Origin of the sequence: Ramlibacter sp. 2FC, assembly GCF_005503345.1 — a bacterium.
Classification (GTDB): domain Bacteria; phylum Pseudomonadota; class Gammaproteobacteria; order Burkholderiales; family Burkholderiaceae_C; genus SCMQ01.
In genome coordinates, this window is record NZ_SCMM01000009.1 from 74,175 (window position 1) to 96,235 (window position 22,061).

The following is a 22,061-nucleotide window of genomic DNA, read 5'->3' on the forward strand; positions in this document are numbered from 1 at the left end:
TCCCGACGGGCTGCTAGCCCCGCGGATCGAAGCGGTCCACCCGGTCGCTGATCAGGCCGTCCAGGCCCAGCGCCAGCAGGCGCTGCGCCGTGGCCTCGTCGTTCACCGTGTAGCTCAGGCAGCGCAGGCTCGCGCTCTTCGCCTGCGCGACGCTGGCGGTGTCCCACAGCGCGTGCTGGCCGACCACGGCCACGCAGCCCAGGGCGCTCGCCGCGGCCTGCCAGCCGCTCCACAGCTGGTCGAGCAGCAGGGCGCGTGGCAACTGCGGCGCGGCTTGCAGGGCGCCGCGCAGCGCCGCCGTCTGGAACGAGCTCAACAGCGGCGGCACGGCTTCGGCGCGCCACAGGCGCGCCGCCTGCTGCGCCACGACCTCGCCGGTGCGCTGCTCGGTGCCCGGGCTGGGCTTGATCTCGATGTTCAGCCGGCAGTCGTTGGCCAGGCAAAAGCGAGCCAGGTTCTCCAGCGTCGGCAGGGATTCGCCGGCGTAGGCGGGCGAGTGCCAGCCGCCGGCGTCCAGCCGCGAGAGCGCAGCCCAGGGCTGTTGGCCGGCCGGGCCGCTTCCGCTGGTGGTGCGCTCCAGCGTGTCATCGTGCAGCAGGAAGGGGACCTCGTCGGCGCTGAGCTTGACGTCGCACTCGAACATGCGCCAGCCCTGCTGGGCCCCGAGACGGAAGGCGGCCAGGGTGTTTTCCGGTGCCAGCCGTCCGGCGCCGCGGTGGGCGATCCAGCGCGGGTAGGGCCAGGGGGTGAGGGCGTCGGGCTTCATCGCATGCGGGGGAGGGTCCCGGTTCTCGATGCTAGGCGATCCCCGCGGCCGGGCCAAGTCGGCCCCGGGGCCACGTTCAGCCTGCCCGCGGCGCCGCAAGGGTTGCCGCGCCGCGCCCCGGCGGCCCCTTGGTCCGTGACTTAGAATCGTCCACCCAAGGCTTCTGGGCGTGCAACGCCCACCCCTCAGGTTCCATCCATGAATGCTCCCACCGCGTTGGCCGCCATCCTGTCCCAGGCTGCAGAGCCCGCCCGACTGCGCGAAATCCCCTACAACTACACCAGTTTCTCTGACCGGGAGATCGTGATCCGCCTGCTGGGGGCCCGTGCCTGGGACCTGCTGAACCAGCTGCGCGAAGAGCGCCGCACGGGCCGCTCGGCCCGCATGCTCTACGAGGTGCTGGGCGACATCTGGGTGGTGCAGCGCAATCCCTACCTGCAGGACGACCTGCTCGATAACCCGGGGCGCCGCAAGGCGCTGGTGGAGGCGCTGGGGCACCGGCTCGGCGAGGTGGCCAAGCGCCGCACGCCCGACCAGGACCCGGCGCGCGATGCGCTGGTGGCCGAGTTGCTGGAGGCCGCGCGCCACGCCGTGCGCAGCTTCGACACCGCGTTCCAGGAGGTGGCGGCGCTGCGCCGCAAGGCCCAGCGCGCGCTGGGCCGGCTGACGGCCAAGGACAACATCAAGTTCGACGGCCTCTCGCGCGTCAGCCACGTGACCGACGCCACCGACTGGCGCGTCGAATACCCCTTCGTCGTGCTCACGCCCGACACCGAGGCCGAGATGGCCGGCCTGGTCAAGGGCTGCATCGAGCTGGGCCTGACCATCATCCCGCGCGGCGGCGGCACCGGCTACACCGGCGGCGCCATCCCGCTGAGCTGGAAGAGCGCGGTGATCAACACCGAGAAGCTCGAGGCCATGACTGAGGTGGAGATGGTTACGTTGCCCGGCGTGGGCCGGCCCGTGCCGACCATCTGGACCGAGGCCGGCGTGGTCACGCAGCGCGTGGCCGACGCGGCCGAGCGCGCCGGCTTCGTGTTCGCAGTCGACCCGACCTCGGCCGAGGCCTCGTGCATCGGCGGCAACATCGCCATGAACGCCGGTGGCAAGAAGGCCGTGCTCTGGGGCACGGCGCTGGACAACCTAGCCAGCTGGCGCATGGTCACGCCGCAGGCGCAGTGGCTGGAGGTCACGCGCCTGGACCACAACCTGGGCAAGATCCACGACGTCGACGTCGCGAGCTTCGAGCTCAAGTACTTCGAGGCCGACGGCCGCACGCCGATCCGCACCGAGCGCCTGGACATCCCGGGCAAGACCTTCCGCAAGGAGGGCCTGGGCAAGGACGTGACCGACAAGTTCCTCGCCGGCCTGCCCGGCATCCAGAAGGAAGGCTGCGACGGCCTGATCACCAGCGGCCGCTGGGTGGTGCACCGCATGCCCGAGCACACGCGCACCGTCTGCCTGGAGTTCTTCGGCAACGCGCGCGACGCCGTGCCCAGCATCGTCGAGATCAAGGACTTCATGTTCGCCGAGGCTGAGCGCAGCGGTACCCTGCTCGCGGGCCTGGAGCACCTGGACGACCGCTACCTCAAGGCGGTGGGCTATGCCACCAAGAGCAAGCGCGGCGGCCTGCCCAAGATGGTGCTGGTCGGCGACATCGCCGGCGACGACGCCGACGCCGTGGCGCGCGCCACCTCGGAGGTGGTGCGCATCGCCAACTCGCGCAGCGGCGAGGGCTTCATCGCGATCAGCCCGGAGGCGCGCAAGAAGTTCTGGCTGGACCGCAAGCGCACGGCCGCCATCAGCCGCCACACCAACGCCTTCAAGATCAACGAGGACGTGGTGATCCCGCTGCCGCGCATGGCCGAGTACACCGACGGCATCGAGCGCATCAACATCGAGCTGAGCCTGCGCAACAAGCTCAAGCTGACGCGCGAGCTCGAGGCCTTCTTCACCCAGGGCAATCTGCCGCTGGGCAAGAGCGACGACGCCAGCGAGATCCCCTCGGCCGAGCTGCTGGAGGACCGCGTGGCCCAGGCCCTGGCCGTGCTGTGCGAGGTGCGCGCGCTGTGGCAGGGCTGGCTGGACGGCGTAGACACGCTGTTCCCGCAGCTGCAGGACCACCGCCTGCGCGCGAGCTGGAAGACCCAGATCCGCGAGCCGCTGCAGGCCATCTTCGCCGGTGCGGCCTTCCAGCCCATCCTCGAGGAATGCAACGCCATCCACCAGCGCGTGCTCAAGGGCCGGGTCTGGGTGGCGCTGCACATGCACGCCGGCGACGGCAACGTGCACACCAACATCCCGGTCAACAGCGACGACTACGAGATGCTGCAGACCGCGCACGAGGCCGTGGCCCGCATCATGGTGCTGGCGCGCTCGCTCGACGGCGTGATCTCGGGCGAGCACGGCATAGGCATCACCAAGCTCGAGTTCCTGAGCGACGAGGAGCTGCGCCCGTTCAGCGAGTACAAGCAGCAGGTCGACCCCGAAGGCCGCTTCAACAAGGGCAAGCTGCTGCGCGCGCCGGGCGGCGCGGGCGGGGCGCTGCACGCCGACCTGACCAACGCCTACACGCCCAGCTTCAACCTGATGGGCCACGAGTCGCTGATCATGCAGCAGTCCGACATCGGCGCCATCGCCGACAGCGTCAAGGACTGCCTGCGCTGCGGCAAGTGCAAGCCGGTCTGCGCCACCCATGTGCCGCGCGCCAACCTGCTGTACAGCCCGCGCAACAAGATCCTGGCCACCTCGCTGCTGGTCGAGGCCTTCCTGTACGAGGAGCAGACGCGCCGCGGCGTGTCGATCAAGCACTGGGAGGAGTTCGAGGACGTGGCCGACCACTGCACGGTGTGCCACAAGTGCCTCTCGCCCTGCCCGGTCAAGATCGACTTCGGCGACGTGTCCATGAACATGCGCAACCTGCTGCGCAAGATGGACAAGAAGTCGTTCCGCCCCGGCAATGCCGCGGCCATGTTCTTCCTCAACGCGACCAATCCCGAGACCATCAAGCTGATGCGCACGGCCATGATCGACGTGGGCTACAAGGCCCAGCGCCTGGCCAACGACCTGCTCGGCAGCCTGGCGAAGAAGCAGACCGCCCGGCCCCCGGCCACCGTGGGCACGGCCCCGGTCAAGGAGCAGGTGATCCACTTCATCAACAAGAAGATGCCGGGCGGCCTGCCCAAGCGCACGGCGCGCGCCCTGCTGGACATCGAGGACAAGGACTACGTGCCCATCATCCGCAACCCCAAGGCCACCACGGCCGAGACCGAGGCGGTGTTCTACTTCCCGGGTTGCGGCTCCGAGCGCCTGTTCTCGCAGGTGGGCCTGGCCACCCAGGCCATGCTGTGGCACGCCGGCGTGCAGACCGTGTTGCCGCCGGGCTATCTCTGCTGCGGCTACCCGCAGCGCGGCTCGGGCCAGTACGACAAGGCCGAGAAGATCATCACCGACAACCGGGTGCTGTTCCACCGCGTGGCCAACACGCTGAACTACCTGGACATCAAGACCGTGGTGGTCTCCTGCGGCACCTGCTACGACCAATTGCAGGGCTACGAGTTCGGCCAGATCTTCCCTGGCAGCCGCATCATAGACATCCACGAGTACCTGCTCGAGAAGGGCATCAAGCTCGAGGGCCAGGGCGCGTATCTTTACCACGACCCCTGCCACACGCCGATGAAGCTGCAGGATCCCATGAAGACCGTGCAGGCCCTGGTCGGCGAGCAGGTGCTCAAGAGCGAGCGCTGCTGCGGCGAGTCGGGAACCTTGGCCGTGACCCGGCCCGACATCTCGACCCAGGTGCGCTTCCGCAAGGAAGAGGAGATCCGCAAGGGCGAGGCGGCGCTGCGCGCCTCGGGTGCGGTCGGCGCGCAGGACAACGTCAAGATCCTGACCAGCTGCCCGAGCTGCCTGCAGGGCCTGTCCCGTTACGGCGGCGACCTGCAGAACGGGCTGCTCGAGGCCGACTACATCGTGGTCGAGATGGCGCGCCATATCCTCGGCGAGCAGTGGCTGCCCGAGTACGTGTCGGCCGCCAACGCCGGCGGCATCGAGCGCGTGCTGGTCTGAGCAGCGAAGGAGACGACAGCCATGGCAGGACTGAAGGCCGGTGCCCCGACACCGGTGGACATCACGGTGCACAGCCAGTCGCGCGTGCTCGAGGTGGGCTTTTCCGACGGCGCGCGCTTTCGCATTCCCTTCGAGCTGATGCGCGTGTACTCGCCCTCGGCCGAAGTCAAGGGCCATGGCCCGGGACAGGAAGTGCTGCAGACCGGCAAGCGCGAGGTCACGCTGACCGGGCTGGAGCCGGTCGGCAACTACGCCGTGCAGCCCAGCTTCTCGGACGGGCACGACAGCGGCATCTTCTCCTGGGACTACCTTTATTTCCTGGGCTCGCAGCAGGAGCAGCTCTGGGCCGACTACGCCGCGCGCCTGCAGGCGGCCGGCGTCGAGCGCGACGCGCCCATGCCGGACAAGGGCGGCTCGGCCTGCGGCCACCACCACTGAGCCGGGCTGGCCCGCAGTCGGTTTTTCGCAACGGTCGGCCCCCACGCCGGTGCCCAGCCCCGTCAATGCCCTACGGCGGGGCGGGGTTGTCCCTGTTTTGGGGCCCTCACTCCTCTAGCATCTGATCCATGAGCAGCACGCATTTCGGTTTCCAGTCAGTCGACGAACAGGACAAGGCGCGCCGCGTGCGCGGGGTGTTCGACTCGGTCGCGCCCAAGTACGACCTCATGAACGACCTGATGTCCATGGGCCTGCACCGCCTCTGGAAGGCCTACACGGTCCAGGTGGCGAACCTGCGCGAGGGCGACCGGGTGCTGGACATCGCGGGCGGCACGGGCGACCTGTCCCTGGCCTTCTCCCGCAAGGTGGGCCCGCGCGGCCAGGTCGTGCACACCGACATCAACGAGGCCATGCTGCGCACCGGGCGCGACCGCCTGCTGGACGCCGGCGTGGTGCTGCCCACCCTGGTCTGCGACGCCGAGAAGCTGCCCTTTGCCGACGGCCATTTCGACCTGGTCAGCGTGGCCTTCGGCCTGCGCAACATGACGCACAAGGACCTGGCGCTCAAGGAGATGTGCCGCGTGCTCAAGCCCGGCGGCAAGCTGCTGGTGCTCGAGTTCTCCAAGGTGGCGCCCCCACTGGAGAAGGCCTACGACTGGTATTCCTTCAAGGTGCTGCCGCGGCTGGGGCAACTGGTGGCCGGCGACGACGCGAGCTACCGCTACCTGGCCGAGTCGATCCGCATGCACCCGGGGCAGCAGGAGCTCAAAGCCCTTATGAAAAATAGTGGCTACGGCCATGTGGACTATCACAACCTCACGGGCGGAGTGGTGGCCTTGCATGTTGGAATCAAGTGTTGACGCATCACGCAAACGAGGAGGCAACGTGAAGAAGATCCTGTCCCTGGTCCTGGTCGCCATGCTGGCCGTCGCAAGTCTGGACGCCGAGGCCGCGCGCCGGTTGGGCGGCGGCAAGTCGATTGGCCAGCAGTCGAGCAACGTGACCCAGCGCGAGGCCACCAAGGCGCCGGCCGCGCCCACCACCACGACCCAGGCGGCCAGCCCCACGGCCCAGCCCGCCACCGCAGCCACGGCCGCCGGTGCGGCTGCGCCGGCGGCCCGAAAGCCCTGGGGCGCCATGCTGGGCGGCCTGGCGGCCGGTCTGGGCCTGGCCTGGCTGGCCCATTCGCTGGGCCTGGGCGAGGCCTTCGGCCAGTTCCTGCTGATGGGCCTGCTGGCCCTGGTGGTGATGGCCGTGATCGGCGCGGTGATGCGCGCACGCAAGGGAACGCCGCGCACCGAGGGCGGCCTGGCCTTCCAGGGCGCCGGCAACGCGCCGGCCGTGCCCAGCCTGCCGCGCCAGTACAGCCCGGACAAGGTCGGCAACGACGCCTCGGCGCGTCCCTGGGAAAGCAATGCCACCCCCTTCGATGCCAGTGCGGCATCCGGCGGCTCCATGATCGGCTCGGCCCTGGCCGGCGCCCAGGCCTGGGGCACCCCGGAAGGCTTCGACGTGGCCGGCTTCCTGGGCGCCGCCAAGCGCAACTTCGTGACCCTGCAGGACGCCTGGGACCGCTCGGACATCGCGACCCTGCGCTCCATGATGACCGACACCATGGTCGGCGAGATCCGGGCCCAGCTGGCCGAGCGCGAGAGCCATGCCCCGGGCCAGCCGAACAAGACCGAGGTGGTGATGCTCGAGGCGCAGCTGCTGGGCATCGAGGAGCTGCCCGACCACTACATGGCCAGCGTCGAGTTCAACGGCATGATCCGCGAGGAGCCCTCGGCCGGCCCCAGCCCGTTCCGCGAGGTCTGGAACATGACCAAGCCCCGCAGCGGCGCCAGCGGCTGGCTGGTGGCAGGGGTGCAGGCGCTGCAATAAGGCACCGGCTGCATCGTGCGGTTGCCGCGGTGGGGCACCGCTTTCAGGGAATAATCGGGGACCATGGCAACATCGTCCCCTTTTTCCATGCTGGCCGGCGCGCTGGAGCAGCTCGGCGACCGGCTGCAGCCGCCTGACTGGATGGCCGACGAGGTCCAGCACCGCCTGGTGCTGTTCCTCAACCACGTGCTGATGCAGGAGCCCGAGGCCCAGGCGCGGCTGATGCGGCAGAAGGGCAGCCGGGTGCGCCTGCAGTGGCGGCAGTTCCGCCTGCAGCTGGCCGCCACGCCGGCGGGGTTGCTCGAGCAGGTGCCGGACGGCGAGCCCGAGCTGCGCCTCACGCTCACCGACAGCTCGCCGCTGGCCCTGGCCCAGGCGGTGCTGAGCGGCGAGCGGCCCGCGGTGCGCATCGAGGGCGACGTGCAGCTCGCCGCCGAGGTGAACTGGCTGGTCGACCATGTGCGCTGGGACGCCGAGGAAGACCTGGCGCGCCTGATCGGCGATGCGCCGGCGCACCAGCTGGCCCAGGCCGCGCGCGGCGCGGCGCTGGCGCTGCGCCAGTTCGTCCTGTCCCGCACCCGCCCCGGCGCCGGCGGGGCCGGTTCATGAGGCGACTGCTGCGCGGTGCCTACATCGTCTGGATTGCACTGCGCTACGGTCTGGACGAGCTGGTCCTGACCAGCTTCCAGAAGCCCTGGCTGCACCTGCTGGCGCGCACGGTTGCCCTGGGGCGCAACCTGCAGGCGCCGCGCGGCCAGCGGCTGCGCGAGGCGCTCGAGCGCCTGGGGCCGATCTTCGTCAAGTTCGGCCAGGTGCTGTCGACCCGGCGCGACCTGCTGCCGCCCGACATCGCCGAGGAGCTGGCTCGCCTGCAGGACCGCGTGCCCCCGTTTCCCTCCGAGGTCGCGGTGGCCACCGTAGAGCGCGCCTTCCGCCGGCCGGTGGACCAGATCTTCACCCGCTTCGAGCGCGAACCCGTGGCCAGCGCCTCGATCGCCCAGGTGCATTTCGCCACGCTCAAGGACCGCGAGGGCCGCATGCGCGAGGTCGCGGTCAAGGTGCTGCGCCCCGGCATGCTGCCGGTGATCGAGAAGGACCTGAGCCTGATGCGCATGATGGCCGGCTGGGTCGAGAACCTGTCGGCCGACGCCAAGCGCCTGAAGCCGCGCGAGGTGGTGGCCGAGTTCGACAAGTACCTGCACGACGAGCTGGACCTGGTGCGCGAGGCGGCCAGCGCAGCCCAGCTGCGGCGCAACATGGCGGGGCTGGACCTGGTGCTGATCCCGGAGATGTTCTGGGATTACTGCCACAACGAGGTCATCGTCATGCAGCGCATGGACGGCGTGCCGATCAGCCAGGTCGAGCGCCTGCGCGCGGCCGGCGTCGACATCCCCAAGCTGGCGCGCGACGGCGTGACCATCTTCTTCACCCAGGTGTTCCGCGACGGCTTCTTCCACGCCGACATGCACCCGGGCAATATCCAGGTCAGCGTCGACCCGGCCAGCTTCGGCCGCTACATCTCGCTGGACTTCGGCATCGTCGGCACGCTGACCGAATACGACAAGGAATACCTGGCGCAGAACTTCACGGCCTTCTTCAGGCGCGACTACAAGCGGGTGGCCGAGCTGCACATCGAGTCGGGCTGGGTGCCGCCCGAGACCCGCGTGGACGAGCTGGAGTCGGCGATACGCAGTGTCTGCGAGCCCTATTTCGACCGGCCGCTCAAGGAAATCTCGCTGGGTATGGTGCTGATGCGGCTGTTCCAGACCTCGCGCCGCTTCAACGTCGAGATCCAGCCGCAGCTGGTGCTGCTGCAAAAGACCCTGCTCAACATCGAGGGCCTGGGCCGCCAGCTCGACCCCGAGCTGGACCTCTGGGCCACGGCCAAGCCCTTTCTCGAGCGCTGGATGCTCGACCAGGTCGGCCCCAGGCGGCTGTGGCGCGAGCTCAAGGCCCAGGCGCCGCGCTACGCCAAGCTGCTGCCCGAGCTGCCGCGCCTGTTGCACAGCTTCCTGCAGCAGCGTGAGCAGGAGGGCGGCTCGGCGGCGTCGGTGCGCGAACTGCTCGCCGAACAGCGCGCGACCCGGCGCCTGCTGCGCGGCATGGCCTGGGCCGCCACCGGCTTCATCGGCGGACTGGTGGCCATGGCCGCCTGGCTCAGGTGAGTGCGTCGGCTGCTTCTCGGGCCAGCCGGGCCCGCTCGCGCAGCCGCTGCCGGCGCGCCAGCTGCAGGCTGTAGGCCAGCACGCCCAGCGTGACCACCGCCATCAGCAAGGTGGCCGCCGCATAGATCGAGGGGTTCACGCCGCGCCGCGCGTAGCTGAAGATCACCTGCGGCAGCGTCGTGACGCCCGGCCCGGAAAGGAATTCCGACACCACCACGTCGTCGAACGACAGCGTGAAGGTCAGCAGCCAGGCCGCCAGCAGCGCCGGCGCGATGCTGGGCAGCGTCACCAGGAAGAACACCTGGGCCGGACGGCAGCCGAGGTCCATGGCGGCCTCCTCGATCGAGCGGTCCATCTCGCGCAGGCGCGACTGGATCACCACCGTGGCGTAGGCCATGCCCAGCAGCACATGGCCCAGCACGATGGTCAGCATGCCTCGCTCGGGCCAGCCGAATTGGCGCTGGACGGCCACCATCAGCAGCAGCAGCGACAGGCCGACGATGACCTCGGGCATGACCAGGGGCGCATTGACCATGCCCGTGAACAGCGCGCGGCCGCGAAAGCGCCCGTAGCGCACGAGCACGAAGGCGGCAAAGGTGCCCAGCACGGTCGACAAGGTGCCGGTCAGCAGAGCGACTTTCAGCGACAGGAAAAAGCCTTCGACCAGCCGGGTGTCGCCCCACAGGGCCTGGTACCAGCGCCACGAGAAGCCGGTGAACACGCCATCCTGGCGCGTGCTGTTGAACGAGAACACGATCAGGAACAGCAGCGGCAGGTAGAGAAAAAGGTACACGGCGCCCAGCCAGAGGCGGGGCAGGTTCGCCGTCAGCCAGCGGGTCAAGCCGGTCATTTCAGGCCTCCTGCCGGGCCGCCCGGAGCCGTTGGTCTGCGAAGCGAACCAGGCGAAGGGCGGCAATGGCGCTGCTGCGCTGTACAGCTGCGCGCACGACGCTGCACAGCGCCGCCCCAAAGGAGGCCTGGGCCCCCTCGGGGGGCAGCGAATACACGAAGTGATGAGCGTGGGGGCATTTCAGGCTCCTTCCTGCGCCACGCGCTGGGCGGTGCGGTGGTTGAACCAGGCCAGCGGCACGATCACCAGCAGGATCATCAGGATAGCCAGCGCGGCGGCCTTGGGCCAGTTGTTGCTGCTGAACATCTCGTCCCAGACCACGCGGCCGATCATGATGTTCTCGGCCCCGCCCAGCAGCGAGGGGATCACGAACTCACCGACGCAGGGGATGAACACCAGCATCGAGCCGGCCAGGATGCCGCCGCGGCTCAGCGGCACGGTCACGCGCCAGAAGGCCTGCCAGGGGGTGGCGCCGAGGTCGTAGGCGGCCTCCAGCAGCCTCAGGTCGAGCTTCACCAGGTTGGCGTACAAGGGCAGGATCATGAACGGGCAGTACACATAGGTCATGCCCACCAGCATGGAGACGTCGGTATAGAGCATCACCAGGGGCTCGGAGATCAGACCCAGCGCCATCAGCGCCTGGTTGATCACGCCCTGGTCGGCCAGGATGCCCTTCCAGGCGTAGACGCGCAGCAGGAACGAGGTCCAGAACGGCAGCATCACCATCATCAGGTAGACCGGCCGGCGGCTGGGCTCGGCGCGCGCCATGAAGTAGGCGAACGGGTAGCCGATGAGCAGGCAGGACAGCGTGGTCCAGAACGCGTACCTGAGCGAGGTCAGGTAGGCGTCGGTGTACAGCGTGGCGCCCCACGGACCGTCTTCGCCGCGAAACAGCGCCGCGAAGTTGTCGAGCCGCAGGATCAGCTGCCACTGGCCGTCGGTGCTGGCCAGGATGGGCGCGAACGGGTCCACCCCCTCGCCCATGTCGGTGATGCTGATGCGCAGCAGGATCAGGAAGGGCAGGGCGAAGAACGCCAGCAGCCAGAGGTAGGGCACGCCGATGACCCAGCGACGGCCACCGGTCCAGCGCAAGCGTGGGCTCGAAAACATGGTTGCCTTTCCCGGGTGTCAGCTCTTGAGCACGATAGGCGCGGTGTCGTCCCACCAGCAGTACACCTGGCTGCCCCATGCGATGTGCGGGTCGTCGCGGCGATGGGTGTTGCCCTGGGTGACCTTGATGATTTTTCCGTCGGCCAGCGTCACCATGTAGGAGCTGTAGCTGCCGAGGTAGGCGATCTCGCTCACCTGGCCGGCCAGCACGTTGTGCGGCTGGGGCGGACGCTCGGTGGCAATGTGCATCTTCTCCGGCCGGATCGCGATCGACAGGCGCATTCCCAGGGTCCCCGCCATACCGTGGCCGACGCGGACCTCGCCTTGCGGCGTCTGCACCGTGCAGTGGTCGGCCGCGTCCTGCACGAGCTGGCCGTCCAGCAGGTTCACGCTGCCGATGAAGTCGGCCACGAAGCGGCAATTCGGCGTCTCGTAGATTTCCCTGGGCGTGCCCACCTGCAGGATGCGGCCATGGCTCATCACGGCAATGCGCGAGGCCATGGTCATGGCTTCCTCCTGGTCGTGGGTGACCATCACGCAGGTCACTCCGACCGACTCGATGATGTTGACCAGCTCGAACTGCGTCTGCTCGCGCAGCTTCTTGTCCAGGGCGCCCAGAGGCTCGTCCAGCAGCAGCAGTTCCGGTTTGCGCGCCAGGCTGCGCGCCAGCGCCACGCGCTGCTGCTGTCCGCCCGAGAGCTGGTGCGGCTTGCGCTGCGCGAAGCTGCCCAGCTGCACCAGGTCGAGCATGGCCTGCACGCGCTCCTGGATCTGCGCCTTGGGCATCTGCATGCGCTTGAGGCCGAAGGCGATGTTGTCCCACACCGTCAGGTGGGGAAACAGCGCATAGGACTGGAACATCATGTTGATCGGCCGCTCGTAGGGCGGCAGGTCGGCGATGTTCCGCCCGCCCAGCCTGATCGCGCCGGAGGTGGGGGTCTCGAAACCGGCCAGCATGCGCAGCAGGGTCGATTTTCCGCAGCCCGAGCTGCCCAGCAGAGCGAAGATCTCGCCCTTGGGAATCTCCAGCGAAACCTCGTCGACGGCCGTGGCGCCGTCAAAGCGCTTGGTCAGGGCGTCGATGACCAGGAAGCCGGCTCCGGGCGCGGCGGCAGGGGAGGTGTCCATCTCGTCAGCTAGGGTCAAAAGAAAGGCTGTGCACACCGGTGGTGTCCACAGCCCTTGGGGTCTTCAACGCATGGCAGCGCACCGCATGCGCTGGCGATGCTTACTTGCCCTTCTTGAAGGCGGTGTAGACGTTGCTCAGCGACTCGCGCGCGGCATTGCTGAAGTTCGACGGCGCAACCATCTTGGCCAGCGTACCGGCATCCGGGAACACCGTCTTGTCCTGGGCGATTTCCGGCTTGACCTTGGCCAGGCTGGCCTTGTTCGCCGTCGGGTAGCTGAGCTCGTTGGTCAGCGCGGCGGAGACTTCCGGACGCAGGAAGTAGTCGATGAAGGTCAGCGCGTTGTTCGGATGCTTGGCGTCCTTGGGGATGGCTAGGTTGTCCATGAAGATCAGGCCGCCGGTGCTGGGCAGCAGTGCCTGGATGTCGGCGTCGCTCTTGTTCTCGATGGCACGGCTGCGGGCGATGTTGATGTCGCCGGCCCAGCCCAGGGCCACGCAGGCCTTGCCGCCGGCCAGGTCGTCGATCATGGTGCTGGAGAACAGCCGGACGTGCGGGCGCACCTTGGCCAGCATCTCGCCGGCCGCCTTGTGGTCGGCGGGGTCGTTGGAGTAGGCGTTCTTGCCGATGTAGTGCAGTGCGGGCGGCAGCACCTCGGTCGGCGAATCCAGGTAGGCGATGCCGCAGGACTTGAGCTTGGCAGTGTAGGTGGGGTTGAACACCAGGTCCCAGGCGTTCTCGGGCATCGGGGTGCTGCCCAGCGCCTTCATGACCTTGGTCTTGTTGATGCCCACCGTGGTGTAGCTCCAGGCCCAGGGCACCAGGTACTCCTTGCCCGGGTCCACCGTGGCCAGCTTGGCCATGATGGCGCTGTCCAGGTTGCCGTAGTTGGGGATCTTGCTCTTGTCCAGCTTTTGCAGCAGCCCGCCCTCGATCTGGCCCTTGGCGAATACCGCACCCGGCACCACGACGTCGTAGCCGGAGTTGCCCGCGACCAGCTTGGCGTGCAGCGCCTCGTTGTTTTCGAAGGTCTGGTAGTTGACCTTGATGCCGGTTTCCTTCTCGAAGTCGGCGATCATGTCCTTGGCCACGTAGTCGGGCCAGTTGTAGACGCTCAGCACCTTTTCCTCGGTGTTGGCGCCGGGCGCCGGTGCAGCGGCCGGCGCGGCGGCTTCCTTGGGCTCTTCCTTCTTGCCGCAGGCCGTCAACGCGAGGAAGGACAGCGCCAGAATCCAGAAATGCTTTTTGTTCATCATGCCCATGCTCCGAAGATTGGGGTGCTCCAAAGGGCCATGCCGGGCGCCAGGGGCTCGGCAGGCCGAAAAACCGGCCGATTGTATAAGACCCCAGGTGCGCCGCTGGTCCCTTGGGACTTGAATTAGGGCCGTCCGCCTATAATTGCGGGCTTTGCACCAAAGTCGAGAGTTCCCGTCATGCCCATCTACGCCTACAAGTGTGAGTCCTGTGGTCATGCCAAGGACGTTCTGCAGAAGATTTCCGACGCCCCGCTGACCGAATGCCCAGCCTGCGGCGCGGCCAGCTTCGCCAAGCAGCTGACGGCGGCCGGCTTCCAGCTCAAGGGTTCGGGCTGGTATGCCACCGATTTCCGCGGCGGCAGCGGCGCGGGCGGCAGCGACCCGGCGCCTGCCAACTCCGGCACCAGCGCCGGCTCGGACAGCGCCAGCGCGCCGGCCAGCAGCGCGGCGGCCGACTCGGCGCCGGCGGCCGGCGGCTGCGGCTCGGCCTGCGCCTGCCACTGAGCGCGCCGGTCCCCGCCCCACCGAGCCCCACGGCATGAAGCACCACATCAAGAACTATTTCATCACCGGTCTGCTGGTCTGGCTGCCGCTGGCCATCACGCTGTGGCTGCTGCTGTGGATGGTGGGCGTGCTCGACGGCATCTTCCTGGCCGTGCTCGGCGCGGCCGACGCGGTCATCCCAGGCATGCACCTGCTGGCCGAGCGCCTGCGCAACGTGCCGGGCCTGGGCGTGATCCTGGTGATCGTGGTCATCTTCGCCTCCGGCGTGTTCGTGGCCAACATGTTCGGCCAGTGGGTGGTGCGCCAGTGGGACAAGCTGTTCACGCGCATTCCCGTGGTGCGCAGCATCTACACCAGCGTCAAGCAGGTGTCCGACACCCTGTTCTCCGGCAGCGGCCACGCCTTCTCCAAGGCCCTGCTGGTCCAGTACCCGCGCCAGGGGGCCTGGACCATCGCCTTCCTGACCGGCCGGCCCGGCGGCGAGGTGGCCAGCCACCTGGTGGGCGAGCATGTCAGCGTCTACGTGCCGACCACGCCCAACCCGACCTCGGGCTTCTTCCTCATGCTGCCCCGGGCCGACGTGGTGGAGCTGAAGATGAGCGTCGACGAGGCGCTCAAGTACGTCATCTCGATGGGGGTGGTGGTGCCCGGCGGCCCCGCGGCCCTGCCGGTGGCGCCGGCCGTCGTCGAAGCCTCCCATTCATGAATCTGCTGCGTCGGGGCCCGTCCCGCGGACGCAGCCCCAGAAAGACTCTCCTATGTCCATGCGCTCCCATTACTGCGGTCTCGTGACCGAAGAACTGATCGGCCAGACCGTCAGCATCTGCGGCTGGGTGAACCGCCGCCGCGACCATGGCGGGGTCATCTTCGTCGACCTGCGCGACCGCGAGGGCTCGGTCCAGGTGGTCTGCGATCCGGACCGGGCCGAGATGTTCAAGTTGGCCGAGGGCCTGCGCAACGAGTTCTGCATCCAGGTCAAGGGCCTGGTGCGCGCCCGCCCCGAGGGCACGACCAACGAGCACCTCAAGAGCGGCCGCATCGAGGTGCTGTGCCACGAGCTCACGGTGCTCAACCCCTCGGTCACGCCGCCCTTCCTGCTCGACGACGAGAACCTGTCCGAGACCACGCGCCTCACGCACCGCGTGCTGGACCTGCGCCGCCCCTACATGCAGCGCAACCTGATGCTGCGCTACAAGGTGGCGATGGAGGTGCGCAAGTTCCTCGACGAGCACGGCTTCATCGACATCGAGACGCCGATGCTGACCAAGAGCACGCCCGAGGGCGCGCGCGACTACCTGGTCCCCAGCCGCGTGCACGACGGCCAGTTCTTCGCCCTGCCGCAGTCGCCCCAGCTGTTCAAGCAGCTGCTGATGGTGGCCGGCTACGACCGCTACTACCAGATCACCAAGTGCTTCCGTGACGAGGACCTGCGCGCCGACCGCCAGCCCGAGTTCACCCAGATCGACATCGAGACCTCGTTCCTGGGCGAGCAGGACATCCGCGACATGTTCCAGGGCATGATCAAGCAGGTGTTCCAGAAGGTGCTGGGCGTGGACCTGGGCGAGTTCCCGGTCATGAGCTATGGCGAGGGCATGTACCGCTTCGGCTCCGACAAGCCGGACCTGCGCGTCAAGCTCGAGTTCACCGAGCTGACCGAGGTGATGGCCGACGTGGACTTCAAGGTGTTCTCGCATCCCGCCACCACCAAGGGCGGCCGCGTGGTCGCGCTGCGCGTGCCGGGCGGCGCCGAGATGAGCCGCGGCGAGATCGACGGCTTCACCGAGTTCGTCAAGATCTACGGCGCCAAGGGCCTGGCCTGGATCAAGGTCAACGAGGTGGCCAAGGGCCGCGAGGGCCTGCAGTCGCCCATCGTCAAGAACCTGCACGACGCCGCGATCGCCGAGGTCCTCAAGCGTACCGGCGCGCAGGACGGCGACATCCTGTTCTTCGGCGCCGACAAGGCCAAGATCGTCAACGACGCGATCGGCGCGCTGCGCCTGAAGGTCGGCCACAGCGAGTTCGCCAGGAAGCGCGGCCTGTTCGAGGATCGCTGGGCGCCGTTGTGGGTGGTCGACTTCCCCATGTTCGAGCACGACGAGGAAGAGGACCGCTGGACTGCCGTGCACCACCCGTTCACCGCGCCCAAGGACGGCCACGAGGACTGGATGGTGACCGCGCCCGAGAAATGCCTGGCCAAGGGCTACGACATGGTGCTCAACGGCTGGGAAATCGGCGGCGGTTCGGTGCGCATCCACCGCGCCGACGTGCAGCAGAAGGTGTTCGACGCGCTGAAGATCACGCCCGACGAGGCGCAGCTGAAGTTCGGCTTCCTGCTCGACGCGCTGCAGTACGGCGCGCCGCCGCACGGCGGCCTGGCCTTCGGCCTGGACCGCATCGTCACGCTGATGACCGGCGCCGAGTCGATCCGCGACGTGATCGCCTTCCCCAAGACCCAGCGCGCCCAGTGCCTGCTGACCCAGGCGCCGTCGCCGGTGGACGAGAAGCAGCTGCGCGAGCTGCACATCCGCCTGCGCAACCCGGACGCCGTCAAGGCCGCCTGAGCGGTCAGACTGGACCGCCGGCCGGCGGCTCGACCAAGAGGGCCCTGATTCAGGGCCCTTTTTCTGCGGCCGCGTGGTGACGTCCCGCAAGCCGGGTCCTGCGCCGATTGGCCAGTATGATGTTTCGGGTCTGGATCCATTCGCTTTTTTCACGCAGGAGAGACGACATGACCGATTTCGCCGACACCGCCGCCAGCCGGGAAAAACTCGTGACCGACCTGAAACAGGTCATCGCCGATGCCGAAGAGCTGCTGCAGGCCACCGCGACCCAGAGCGAGGGCAAGGTCGCCGAACTGCGCGTGCGCATGAATGAAAACCTGCGCGTGGCGCGCAACAAGCTGGCCGACGCCGAGGCCGCGATCGAGGCCAAGACGCGCGAGGTGGCGCGCGCCACCGACGATTACGTGCACGAGAACCCCTGGAAGGCCATCGGCGTCGGCGCCGGCATCGGGCTGGTGGTCGGCCTGCTGATCGGCCGCCGCTGAGCGCGGGCGGTCAGCGCATGGCGCCATCGCCCCCACCGCCTTCCTTGGCTGCGTCGCTGCGCGGCCTGGCCGCTGGCCTGGTCGAGTTGCTGCGGGTGCGGCTGGAACTGCTCACGGTGGAAGCCCGCGAGGAAGTGCTGCGCTTGGGCGAACTGGTGGTCTATGGGGCCTGCGCCATCGCCTTCCTGTGTCTGGGGCTGACCTTCCTGGCGGTGCTGCTCACGGTGCTGCTGTGGGACGGGCACCGTCTGCTGGCCCTGACTGTGTTCGCCACGCTGTTTCTCACGCTGGGCGCCGTTGCCGCCTGGCTGGCGCGGCAGCGGCTGCGCGAGGGCACGCGGCTGTTCTCCGCCAGCCTGGAGGAGCTGCAGCGCGATCACGACCGCTTGCAGCCATGACCGCGCGCCGCCTGCGCCGCGAGGAGCTGGTGCTCAGGCGCCAGTCGCTGCAGCAACGCTCGACCCTGCTGCGCGAGCGCGTCGCGCAGCAGGCCTCCGGCTTGCAGCCCGTGCTGGGCCTGGGTGACCAGGTGCGCGCGGGGGTGGCCTGGCTGCGCGAGCACCCGCTGGCGGTCGCCGCTGCCGCGCTCGGGCTGGCGCTGCTGCGCCCGCGGCGTACCCTGCGCTGGGGGCTGCGTCTGTGGTCGGGCTGGCGCCTGCTGGCACGCCTGCGCCAGGGGCTGGGCCAGGCGCGGGGCGGCTTCTTCTAGGGCAAGGAGGTCGTGCCATGCCGCCTTCGTCCGGCGCCCCACGCTGGAAAATCCCCGAATCCGTGCTGGTCGTGATCCACACGCCGGCGCTCGAGGTGCTGCTGATCCAGCGTGCCGATGCGGTGGATTTCTGGCAGTCGGTCACCGGCAGCAAGGACCATGAGGACGAGTCCTGGCAGCAGACCGCGGTGCGCGAGGTGCTGGAGGAAACCGGCATCGACGCCCTGGGCCCGGCCTGTCGGCTGAGCGACTGGGGGCTGGAGAACGTCTACGAGATCTATCCGCGCTGGCGGCACCGCTACGCGCCGGGCGTGACGCGCAACACCGAGCACCTGTTCGGCCTGCGCGTGCCGCAGGGCACGCCGGTCCGGCTCAACCCGAGCGAGCACACCGCCCTGCGCTGGCTGCCTTACCAAGCCGCGGCCGACGCCTGTTTTTCGCCGTCCAACGCCGAAGCCATCATGCTGCTGCCGCGCTTTTTGCGGTAATGTTGGCGCTGTGAACGCCCAGCCACGCCAGCTCCGCATCGCGACCTACAACATCCACAAGGGTGTGCAGGGCATAGGCCCGCGCCGACGGCTGGAGATCCACAACCTGGGCCATGCGGTCGAGCAGCTGGACGCCGACGTGGTCTGCCTGCAGGAGGTGCGCAAGCTGCACCGGCGCGAGGAGCGCTACTTCGCGCACTGGCCCGAGCTGCCGCAGGCCGAGTTCCTGGCGCCCGAGGGCTACGAGTCGGTCTACCGCACCAATGCCTTCACCCGCCACGGCGAGCACGGCAACGCGCTGCTCTCGCGCTGGCCGGTGGTGATGCACCAGCACGAGGACATGTCCGACCACCGCTTCGAGCAGCGCGGCCTGCTGCATGTCGAGATCGAGGTGCAGACGCGGCGGCTGCACGTGATCGTCGTGCACCTGGGGCTGATCCCTGCCAGCCGGGTGCGCCAGATCGAGCAGTTGCATGGCTACATGGCGCGCGAGGTGCCGGCCAGGGCGCCGCTGGTCGTGGCCGGCGACTTCAACGACTGGGGCACGCAGGTGCAGCGCATGATGGCCAGCGTCGGCCTGCGCGAGGGCGACGACGCTCCGCGCCCGACCTATCCCTCGCGCCTGCCGCTGGCGGCGCTCGACCGCGTCTACGTGCGCGGCCTCAAGCCCCTGGCCCAGCATGTGCCACGCGGCCCGGTCTGGGGCCGCATGTCGGACCACCTGCCGCTGATCGCCGAGTTCAAACTCTAGGGCCTGTTCACACTGTTTTTGCCAGATGCGTTGCGGATCAAAAAGGCCATGCGCAAGGCGCGAAACGCAGCCGGGGGGCGTTGCGCAGCGTCCGTGCGCGAAGCTGTACAGCGCAGCAACGCCAATGCCGCCCTTCGCCTGGTTCGCTTCGCAGACCAACGGCTGCGGGCGGCACCCCGGCGATGTTTCGCAACGCGGCGCATGGCCTTTTTGGCCGCAACCCGGAGGGAACGTGATTAAAAGCGTGCCACTCGTTGTTGCACTCCTAGCCCAGGCGGCCAGCCTGGGCGTCGTCGCGCGCCTAGATTGGCACGCTTTTAACCACGTTCGCACTGGCAAAAACAGTGTTAACAGGCCCTAGGGCCGCAAGGCATGCGCAACCCTGGCGCCCTGCTGCGCGACGGCCACCAGATCCAGCTGCTGCAGGGCGGAGAGGAGTACTTCCCGGCCTTGATCGCGGCGATCGACCAGGCGCGCTCGGAGGTCAGGCTGGAGACCTACATCTTCGACTGCACCGGCGTCGGCGCCGAGGTGGCCGAGGCGCTGGAGCGCGCCGCGCGGCGCGGCGTCACCGTGTGGCTGGTGGTCGACGGCGTGGGCACGGGGGCGCTGCCGCCGAGCTGGCAGCGGCGCTTCGACGCCGCGGGCGTGCAGTGGCGCGTCTACTCGCCGCTGGGCGCGCTGGGCCTGCTGATTCCCAGCCGCTGGCGGCGCCTGCACCGCAAGCTCTGCGTAGTCGACGGGCGGCTGGCGTTCTGCGGCGGCATCAACATCCTGGACGACTACCACGACCCCAACCATGGCCAGCTGGCGCGGCCGCGGCTCGATTTCGCGGTGCGCGCCAGCGGGGCCCTGGTGCAGCAGGCCCAGGAGACCACGGCCCAGCTGTGGTGGCGCATCCAGGCGGTGCGCAACGTGCGCCAGCACAATTTCCCGCAGGCCTTCAGCTCGTTCCGCGCCGGTGGCCTGCACCTGCCCTGGACCGGCCCCGAGCCCGCGCCTGGGCGCGGCCACCTCTGGGTGGCCAAAGCCGGCCTGCTGCTGCGCGACAACCTGCTGCACCGCAGCCAGATCGAGAAGGCCTACCGTCGGGCGATCGCCGGCGCGCGCCAGGAAATCATCATCGCCAACGCCTATTTCGTGCCCGGGCGCAAGCTGCGCAAGGCGCTGATCCACGCGGCCCGGCGCGGCGTGAAGGTGCGCCTGCTGCTGCAGGGGCGCTACGAGTACTTCATGCAGTTCCACGCCACCCGCCCGGTCTATGGCGCCCTGATGGCGGCGGGGGTCGAGATCCACGAGTACACGGCCAGCTTCCTGCACGCCAAGGTCGCCGTGATCGATGCGCAAGGCGAGCGTCCCTGGGCCACGGTGGGCTCGTCCAACATCGACCCCCTGAGCATGCTGCTGGCGCGCGAGGCCAACGTCGTGGTGCAGGACGCACACTTTGCCGCCGTGCTGCGCGAGCGCCTGATGCACGCCATACGCCACGACAGCCGGCCGGTGGCGGCCAGCGAGTACGCCAACCGGCCGCTCTACCAGCGCCTGCTCGAGCGCATGGCGCTGGGCCTGATGCGGCTGGCGCTGTTCATCACGGGCAAGCGCTACTGAGCGGCCGGAAGGGGCCGTCGACCTACCAAGCTCCTGATTTGATAGCTTGCTACGCAATGGGGTAGGGCGTTTTCGAGTGGAAGGCCTCGGCGGGCCAGTGCTGGTACCATCGTCGGATGTTAATGAAAGCCCCCCAAGCCATGACTGCTGCCGATGCCGCACGCCCGGTCGACGAAGGGACGCCGGTCTCCGTGAAGATCCGCGAGCGCGTCCAGGCGGCCCGCAAGCGCTACCACGCCAACGACAACATCGCCGAATTCATCCAGCCCGGCGAGCTGGAGCGGCTGCTGGACGAGGTGTCGCAGAAGATGCAGGGCGTGCTCGACAGCCTGGTCATCGACACCGAGCGCGACCACAATACCAGCGACACCGCGCGCCGGGTCGCCAAGATGTACTTGAACGAGGTGTTCAAGGGGCGCTATGTCAAGGTGCCCGGCCTGACCGAGTTCCCCAACGCCGAGCACCTGAACGAGCTGATGATCGTCGGCCCGATCACGGTGCGCAGCGCCTGCAGCCACCATTTCTGCCCGGTGATCGGCAAGATCTGGATCGGCGTCATGCCCAACGAGCACACCAACGTGATCGGCCTGTCCAAGTACGCGCGCCTGGCCGAGTGGGTCATGGGCCGCCCCCAGATCCAGGAGGAGGCCGTGATCCAGCTGGCCGACCTGATCCAGGACAAGACCCAGCCCGACGGCCTGGCCATCGTCATGGAGGCCAGCCATTACTGCATGGCCTGGCGCGGCGTCAAGGACATGGACAGCAAGATGATCAACTCGGTGATGCGCGGCGTGTTCCTCAAGGACGCCAACCTGCGCCGCGAGTTCCTGTCGCTCATCCCCCGGAGGTCCTGAACATGTTGGTACGCCTGCTCTACGCCAGCCGCGCCGTCGATCCCCGGCCCGAGGTGATCGAGGAGATCCTGGACCAGTCGCGCCACTTCAACCCCACCTGCGGCATCACCGGCATCCTCTGCTACGGCGGCGGCATCTTCCTGCAGGCCATCGAGGGCGGGCGCATGGCGATCAGCGAGCTGTACGGCCATATCCAGCGCGACGCCCGCCACAAGGACGTGGTGCTGCTGCACTACGAGGAGATCTCCGAGCGGCGCTTCGGCGGCTGGACCATGGGCCAGGTCAACATGACCAAGATCAACACCAATATCCTGCTCAAGTACTCCGAGCGCGCCGAGCTCGACCCCTACAGCGTCTCGGGCCAGGTTTCGCTGGCCCTGCTCGAGGAGTTGATGGCTACCGCCTCCATCATCGGGCGCGCCTGAGTCGGCAGGCGAGGG

22 protein-coding genes are annotated in these 22,061 nt (G+C 68.5%); 17 read left to right on the top strand and 5 right to left on the bottom strand.

The window, feature by feature from the left end:
* Positions 1-13 precede the first annotated feature (13 nt).
* Positions 14-766: a glycerophosphodiester phosphodiesterase gene (ugpQ, locus tag FFS10_RS06260; protein WP_137892672.1), complete on the bottom strand. Its 753-nt coding sequence runs from the start codon at positions 764-766 to the stop codon at positions 14-16.
* 198 nt (positions 767-964) lie between these two features.
* Between ugpQ and FFS10_RS06265 the strand changes: the two genes are divergently transcribed.
* The 6 genes from FFS10_RS06265 (at position 965) to ubiB (ending at position 9,318) form a co-directional block, all read left to right on the top strand.
* Positions 965-4,834, top strand: coding sequence for a DUF3683 domain-containing protein (locus tag FFS10_RS06265; RefSeq protein ID WP_137892674.1), 3,870 nt, complete (start codon positions 965-967; stop codon positions 4,832-4,834).
* Between the two features lie 21 nt (positions 4,835-4,855).
* Positions 4,856-5,272, top strand: a complete 417-nt coding sequence (locus tag FFS10_RS06270) for a gamma-butyrobetaine hydroxylase family protein (protein ID WP_137892676.1) — start codon at positions 4,856-4,858, stop codon at positions 5,270-5,272.
* Between the two features lie 128 nt (positions 5,273-5,400).
* Positions 5,401-6,132, top strand: coding sequence for a bifunctional demethylmenaquinone methyltransferase/2-methoxy-6-polyprenyl-1,4-benzoquinol methylase UbiE (gene ubiE / locus FFS10_RS06275; RefSeq protein WP_137892677.1), 732 nt, complete (start codon positions 5,401-5,403; stop codon positions 6,130-6,132).
* 25 nt (positions 6,133-6,157) lie between these two features.
* Positions 6,158-7,153 carry a Tim44 domain-containing protein gene (locus tag FFS10_RS06280; protein ID WP_137892679.1) on the top strand — a complete coding sequence of 332 codons (996 nt, stop codon included), beginning with the start codon at positions 6,158-6,160 and terminating at the stop codon, positions 7,151-7,153.
* A gap of 63 nt (positions 7,154-7,216) precedes the next feature.
* Positions 7,217-7,762, top strand: a complete 546-nt coding sequence (locus FFS10_RS06285; protein WP_137892681.1) for a hypothetical protein — start codon at positions 7,217-7,219, stop codon at positions 7,760-7,762.
* A complete protein-coding gene (ubiB, locus tag FFS10_RS06290) occupies positions 7,759-9,318 on the top strand; it encodes a ubiquinone biosynthesis regulatory protein kinase UbiB (protein ID WP_137892683.1) in 1,560 nt (519 codons plus the stop codon). Before FFS10_RS06285 ends, ubiB begins: the two co-directional genes overlap by 4 nt.
* On the opposite strand, the gene FFS10_RS06295 is transcribed toward ubiB, so the two are convergent.
* The 4 genes from FFS10_RS06295 to FFS10_RS06310 all read right to left on the bottom strand — a co-directional run bounded on the left by FFS10_RS06295 (position 9,311) and on the right by FFS10_RS06310 (position 13,658).
* On the bottom strand, positions 9,311-10,168 hold the full coding sequence (locus FFS10_RS06295; protein WP_137892685.1) for an ABC transporter permease subunit: 858 nt from the start codon (positions 10,166-10,168) through the stop codon (positions 9,311-9,313). The two genes, ubiB and FFS10_RS06295, sit on opposite strands and share 8 nt — an antisense overlap.
* 180 nt (positions 10,169-10,348) lie before the next feature.
* Positions 10,349-11,278 (bottom strand): ABC transporter permease subunit, encoded by a 930-nt coding sequence (locus tag FFS10_RS06300; RefSeq protein WP_137892687.1) that lies wholly within the window; start codon positions 11,276-11,278, stop codon positions 10,349-10,351.
* A gap of 18 nt (positions 11,279-11,296) precedes the next feature.
* The gene (locus tag FFS10_RS06305; protein WP_137892689.1) at positions 11,297-12,406 is read right to left on the bottom strand and encodes an ABC transporter ATP-binding protein; all 1,110 of its coding nucleotides are present in this window, start codon (positions 12,404-12,406) and stop codon (positions 11,297-11,299) included.
* Between the two features lie 100 nt (positions 12,407-12,506).
* Positions 12,507-13,658 carry an extracellular solute-binding protein gene (locus FFS10_RS06310; RefSeq protein ID WP_137892731.1) on the bottom strand — a complete coding sequence of 384 codons (1,152 nt, stop codon included), beginning with the start codon at positions 13,656-13,658 and terminating at the stop codon, positions 12,507-12,509.
* Positions 13,659-13,838: 180 nt separating this feature from the next.
* Here FFS10_RS06310 and FFS10_RS06315 point away from each other — a divergent pair, with 180 nt between their 5' ends.
* From FFS10_RS06315 to FFS10_RS06365, 11 genes are all read left to right on the top strand, one after another.
* Positions 13,839-14,165 carry an FmdB family zinc ribbon protein gene (locus FFS10_RS06315; protein ID WP_137892691.1) on the top strand — a complete coding sequence of 109 codons (327 nt, stop codon included), beginning with the start codon at positions 13,839-13,841 and terminating at the stop codon, positions 14,163-14,165.
* 34 nt (positions 14,166-14,199) lie between these two features.
* The gene (locus tag FFS10_RS06320) at positions 14,200-14,871 is read left to right on the top strand and encodes a DUF502 domain-containing protein (RefSeq protein WP_137892693.1); all 672 of its coding nucleotides are present in this window, start codon (positions 14,200-14,202) and stop codon (positions 14,869-14,871) included.
* A 52-nt stretch (positions 14,872-14,923) separates the two neighbouring features.
* Positions 14,924-16,726 (top strand): aspartate--tRNA ligase, encoded by a 1,803-nt coding sequence (gene aspS, locus FFS10_RS06325; RefSeq protein ID WP_137892695.1) that lies wholly within the window; start codon positions 14,924-14,926, stop codon positions 16,724-16,726.
* A gap of 167 nt (positions 16,727-16,893) precedes the next feature.
* On the top strand, positions 16,894-17,211 hold the full coding sequence (locus FFS10_RS06330; protein WP_137892697.1) for an ElaB/YgaM/YqjD family protein: 318 nt from the start codon (positions 16,894-16,896) through the stop codon (positions 17,209-17,211).
* A 17-nt stretch (positions 17,212-17,228) separates the two neighbouring features.
* Positions 17,229-17,609, top strand: coding sequence for a phage holin family protein (locus FFS10_RS06335; protein WP_137892699.1), 381 nt, complete (start codon positions 17,229-17,231; stop codon positions 17,607-17,609).
* On the top strand, positions 17,606-17,920 hold the full coding sequence (locus tag FFS10_RS06340) for a YqjK family protein (protein ID WP_137892701.1): 315 nt from the start codon (positions 17,606-17,608) through the stop codon (positions 17,918-17,920). Before FFS10_RS06335 ends, FFS10_RS06340 begins: the two co-directional genes overlap by 4 nt.
* A 17-nt stretch (positions 17,921-17,937) precedes the next feature.
* Positions 17,938-18,408 (top strand): dihydroneopterin triphosphate diphosphatase, encoded by a 471-nt coding sequence (gene nudB, locus FFS10_RS06345; RefSeq protein WP_137892703.1) that lies wholly within the window; start codon positions 17,938-17,940, stop codon positions 18,406-18,408.
* Positions 18,409-18,418: 10 nt separating this feature from the next.
* A complete protein-coding gene (locus FFS10_RS06350) occupies positions 18,419-19,159 on the top strand; it encodes an endonuclease/exonuclease/phosphatase family protein (protein WP_137892705.1) in 741 nt (246 codons plus the stop codon).
* 372 nt (positions 19,160-19,531) lie between these two features.
* Positions 19,532-20,767 (top strand): cardiolipin synthase ClsB, encoded by a 1,236-nt coding sequence (gene clsB / locus FFS10_RS06355; RefSeq protein ID WP_137892707.1) that lies wholly within the window; start codon positions 19,532-19,534, stop codon positions 20,765-20,767.
* Between the two features lie 122 nt (positions 20,768-20,889).
* Positions 20,890-21,621, top strand: coding sequence for a GTP cyclohydrolase I (gene folE, locus FFS10_RS06360; protein ID WP_137892709.1), 732 nt, complete (start codon positions 20,890-20,892; stop codon positions 21,619-21,621).
* 2 nt (positions 21,622-21,623) lie between these two features.
* Positions 21,624-22,046, top strand: coding sequence for a BLUF domain-containing protein (locus tag FFS10_RS06365; RefSeq protein ID WP_137892711.1), 423 nt, complete (start codon positions 21,624-21,626; stop codon positions 22,044-22,046).
* Positions 22,047-22,061 lie beyond the last annotated feature (15 nt).

Coding starts and splice junctions, on each gene's coding strand:
- ugpQ (WP_137892672.1), bottom strand. CDS start 766: ATGAAGCCCGACGCCCTCACCCCCTGGCCCTACCCGCGCTGGATCGCC.
- FFS10_RS06265 (WP_137892674.1), top strand. CDS start 965: ATGAATGCTCCCACCGCGTTGGCCGCCATCCTGTCCCAGGCTGCAGAG.
- FFS10_RS06270 (WP_137892676.1), top strand. CDS start 4,856: ATGGCAGGACTGAAGGCCGGTGCCCCGACACCGGTGGACATCACGGTG.
- ubiE (WP_137892677.1), top strand. CDS start 5,401: ATGAGCAGCACGCATTTCGGTTTCCAGTCAGTCGACGAACAGGACAAG.
- FFS10_RS06285 (WP_137892681.1), top strand. CDS start 7,217: ATGGCAACATCGTCCCCTTTTTCCATGCTGGCCGGCGCGCTGGAGCAG.
- ubiB (WP_137892683.1), top strand. CDS start 7,759: ATGAGGCGACTGCTGCGCGGTGCCTACATCGTCTGGATTGCACTGCGC.
- FFS10_RS06295 (WP_137892685.1), bottom strand. CDS start 10,168: ATGACCGGCTTGACCCGCTGGCTGACGGCGAACCTGCCCCGCCTCTGG.
- FFS10_RS06300 (WP_137892687.1), bottom strand. CDS start 11,278: ATGTTTTCGAGCCCACGCTTGCGCTGGACCGGTGGCCGTCGCTGGGTC.
- FFS10_RS06305 (WP_137892689.1), bottom strand. CDS start 12,406: ATGGACACCTCCCCTGCCGCCGCGCCCGGAGCCGGCTTCCTGGTCATC.
- FFS10_RS06310 (WP_137892731.1), bottom strand. CDS start 13,658: ATGAACAAAAAGCATTTCTGGATTCTGGCGCTGTCCTTCCTCGCGTTG.
- FFS10_RS06315 (WP_137892691.1), top strand. CDS start 13,839: ATGCCCATCTACGCCTACAAGTGTGAGTCCTGTGGTCATGCCAAGGAC.
- FFS10_RS06320 (WP_137892693.1), top strand. CDS start 14,200: ATGAAGCACCACATCAAGAACTATTTCATCACCGGTCTGCTGGTCTGG.
- aspS (WP_137892695.1), top strand. CDS start 14,924: ATGTCCATGCGCTCCCATTACTGCGGTCTCGTGACCGAAGAACTGATC.
- FFS10_RS06330 (WP_137892697.1), top strand. CDS start 16,894: ATGACCGATTTCGCCGACACCGCCGCCAGCCGGGAAAAACTCGTGACC.
- FFS10_RS06335 (WP_137892699.1), top strand. CDS start 17,229: ATGGCGCCATCGCCCCCACCGCCTTCCTTGGCTGCGTCGCTGCGCGGC.
- FFS10_RS06340 (WP_137892701.1), top strand. CDS start 17,606: ATGACCGCGCGCCGCCTGCGCCGCGAGGAGCTGGTGCTCAGGCGCCAG.
- nudB (WP_137892703.1), top strand. CDS start 17,938: ATGCCGCCTTCGTCCGGCGCCCCACGCTGGAAAATCCCCGAATCCGTG.
- clsB (WP_137892707.1), top strand. CDS start 19,532: ATGCGCAACCCTGGCGCCCTGCTGCGCGACGGCCACCAGATCCAGCTG.
- folE (WP_137892709.1), top strand. CDS start 20,890: ATGAAAGCCCCCCAAGCCATGACTGCTGCCGATGCCGCACGCCCGGTC.
- FFS10_RS06365 (WP_137892711.1), top strand. CDS start 21,624: ATGTTGGTACGCCTGCTCTACGCCAGCCGCGCCGTCGATCCCCGGCCC.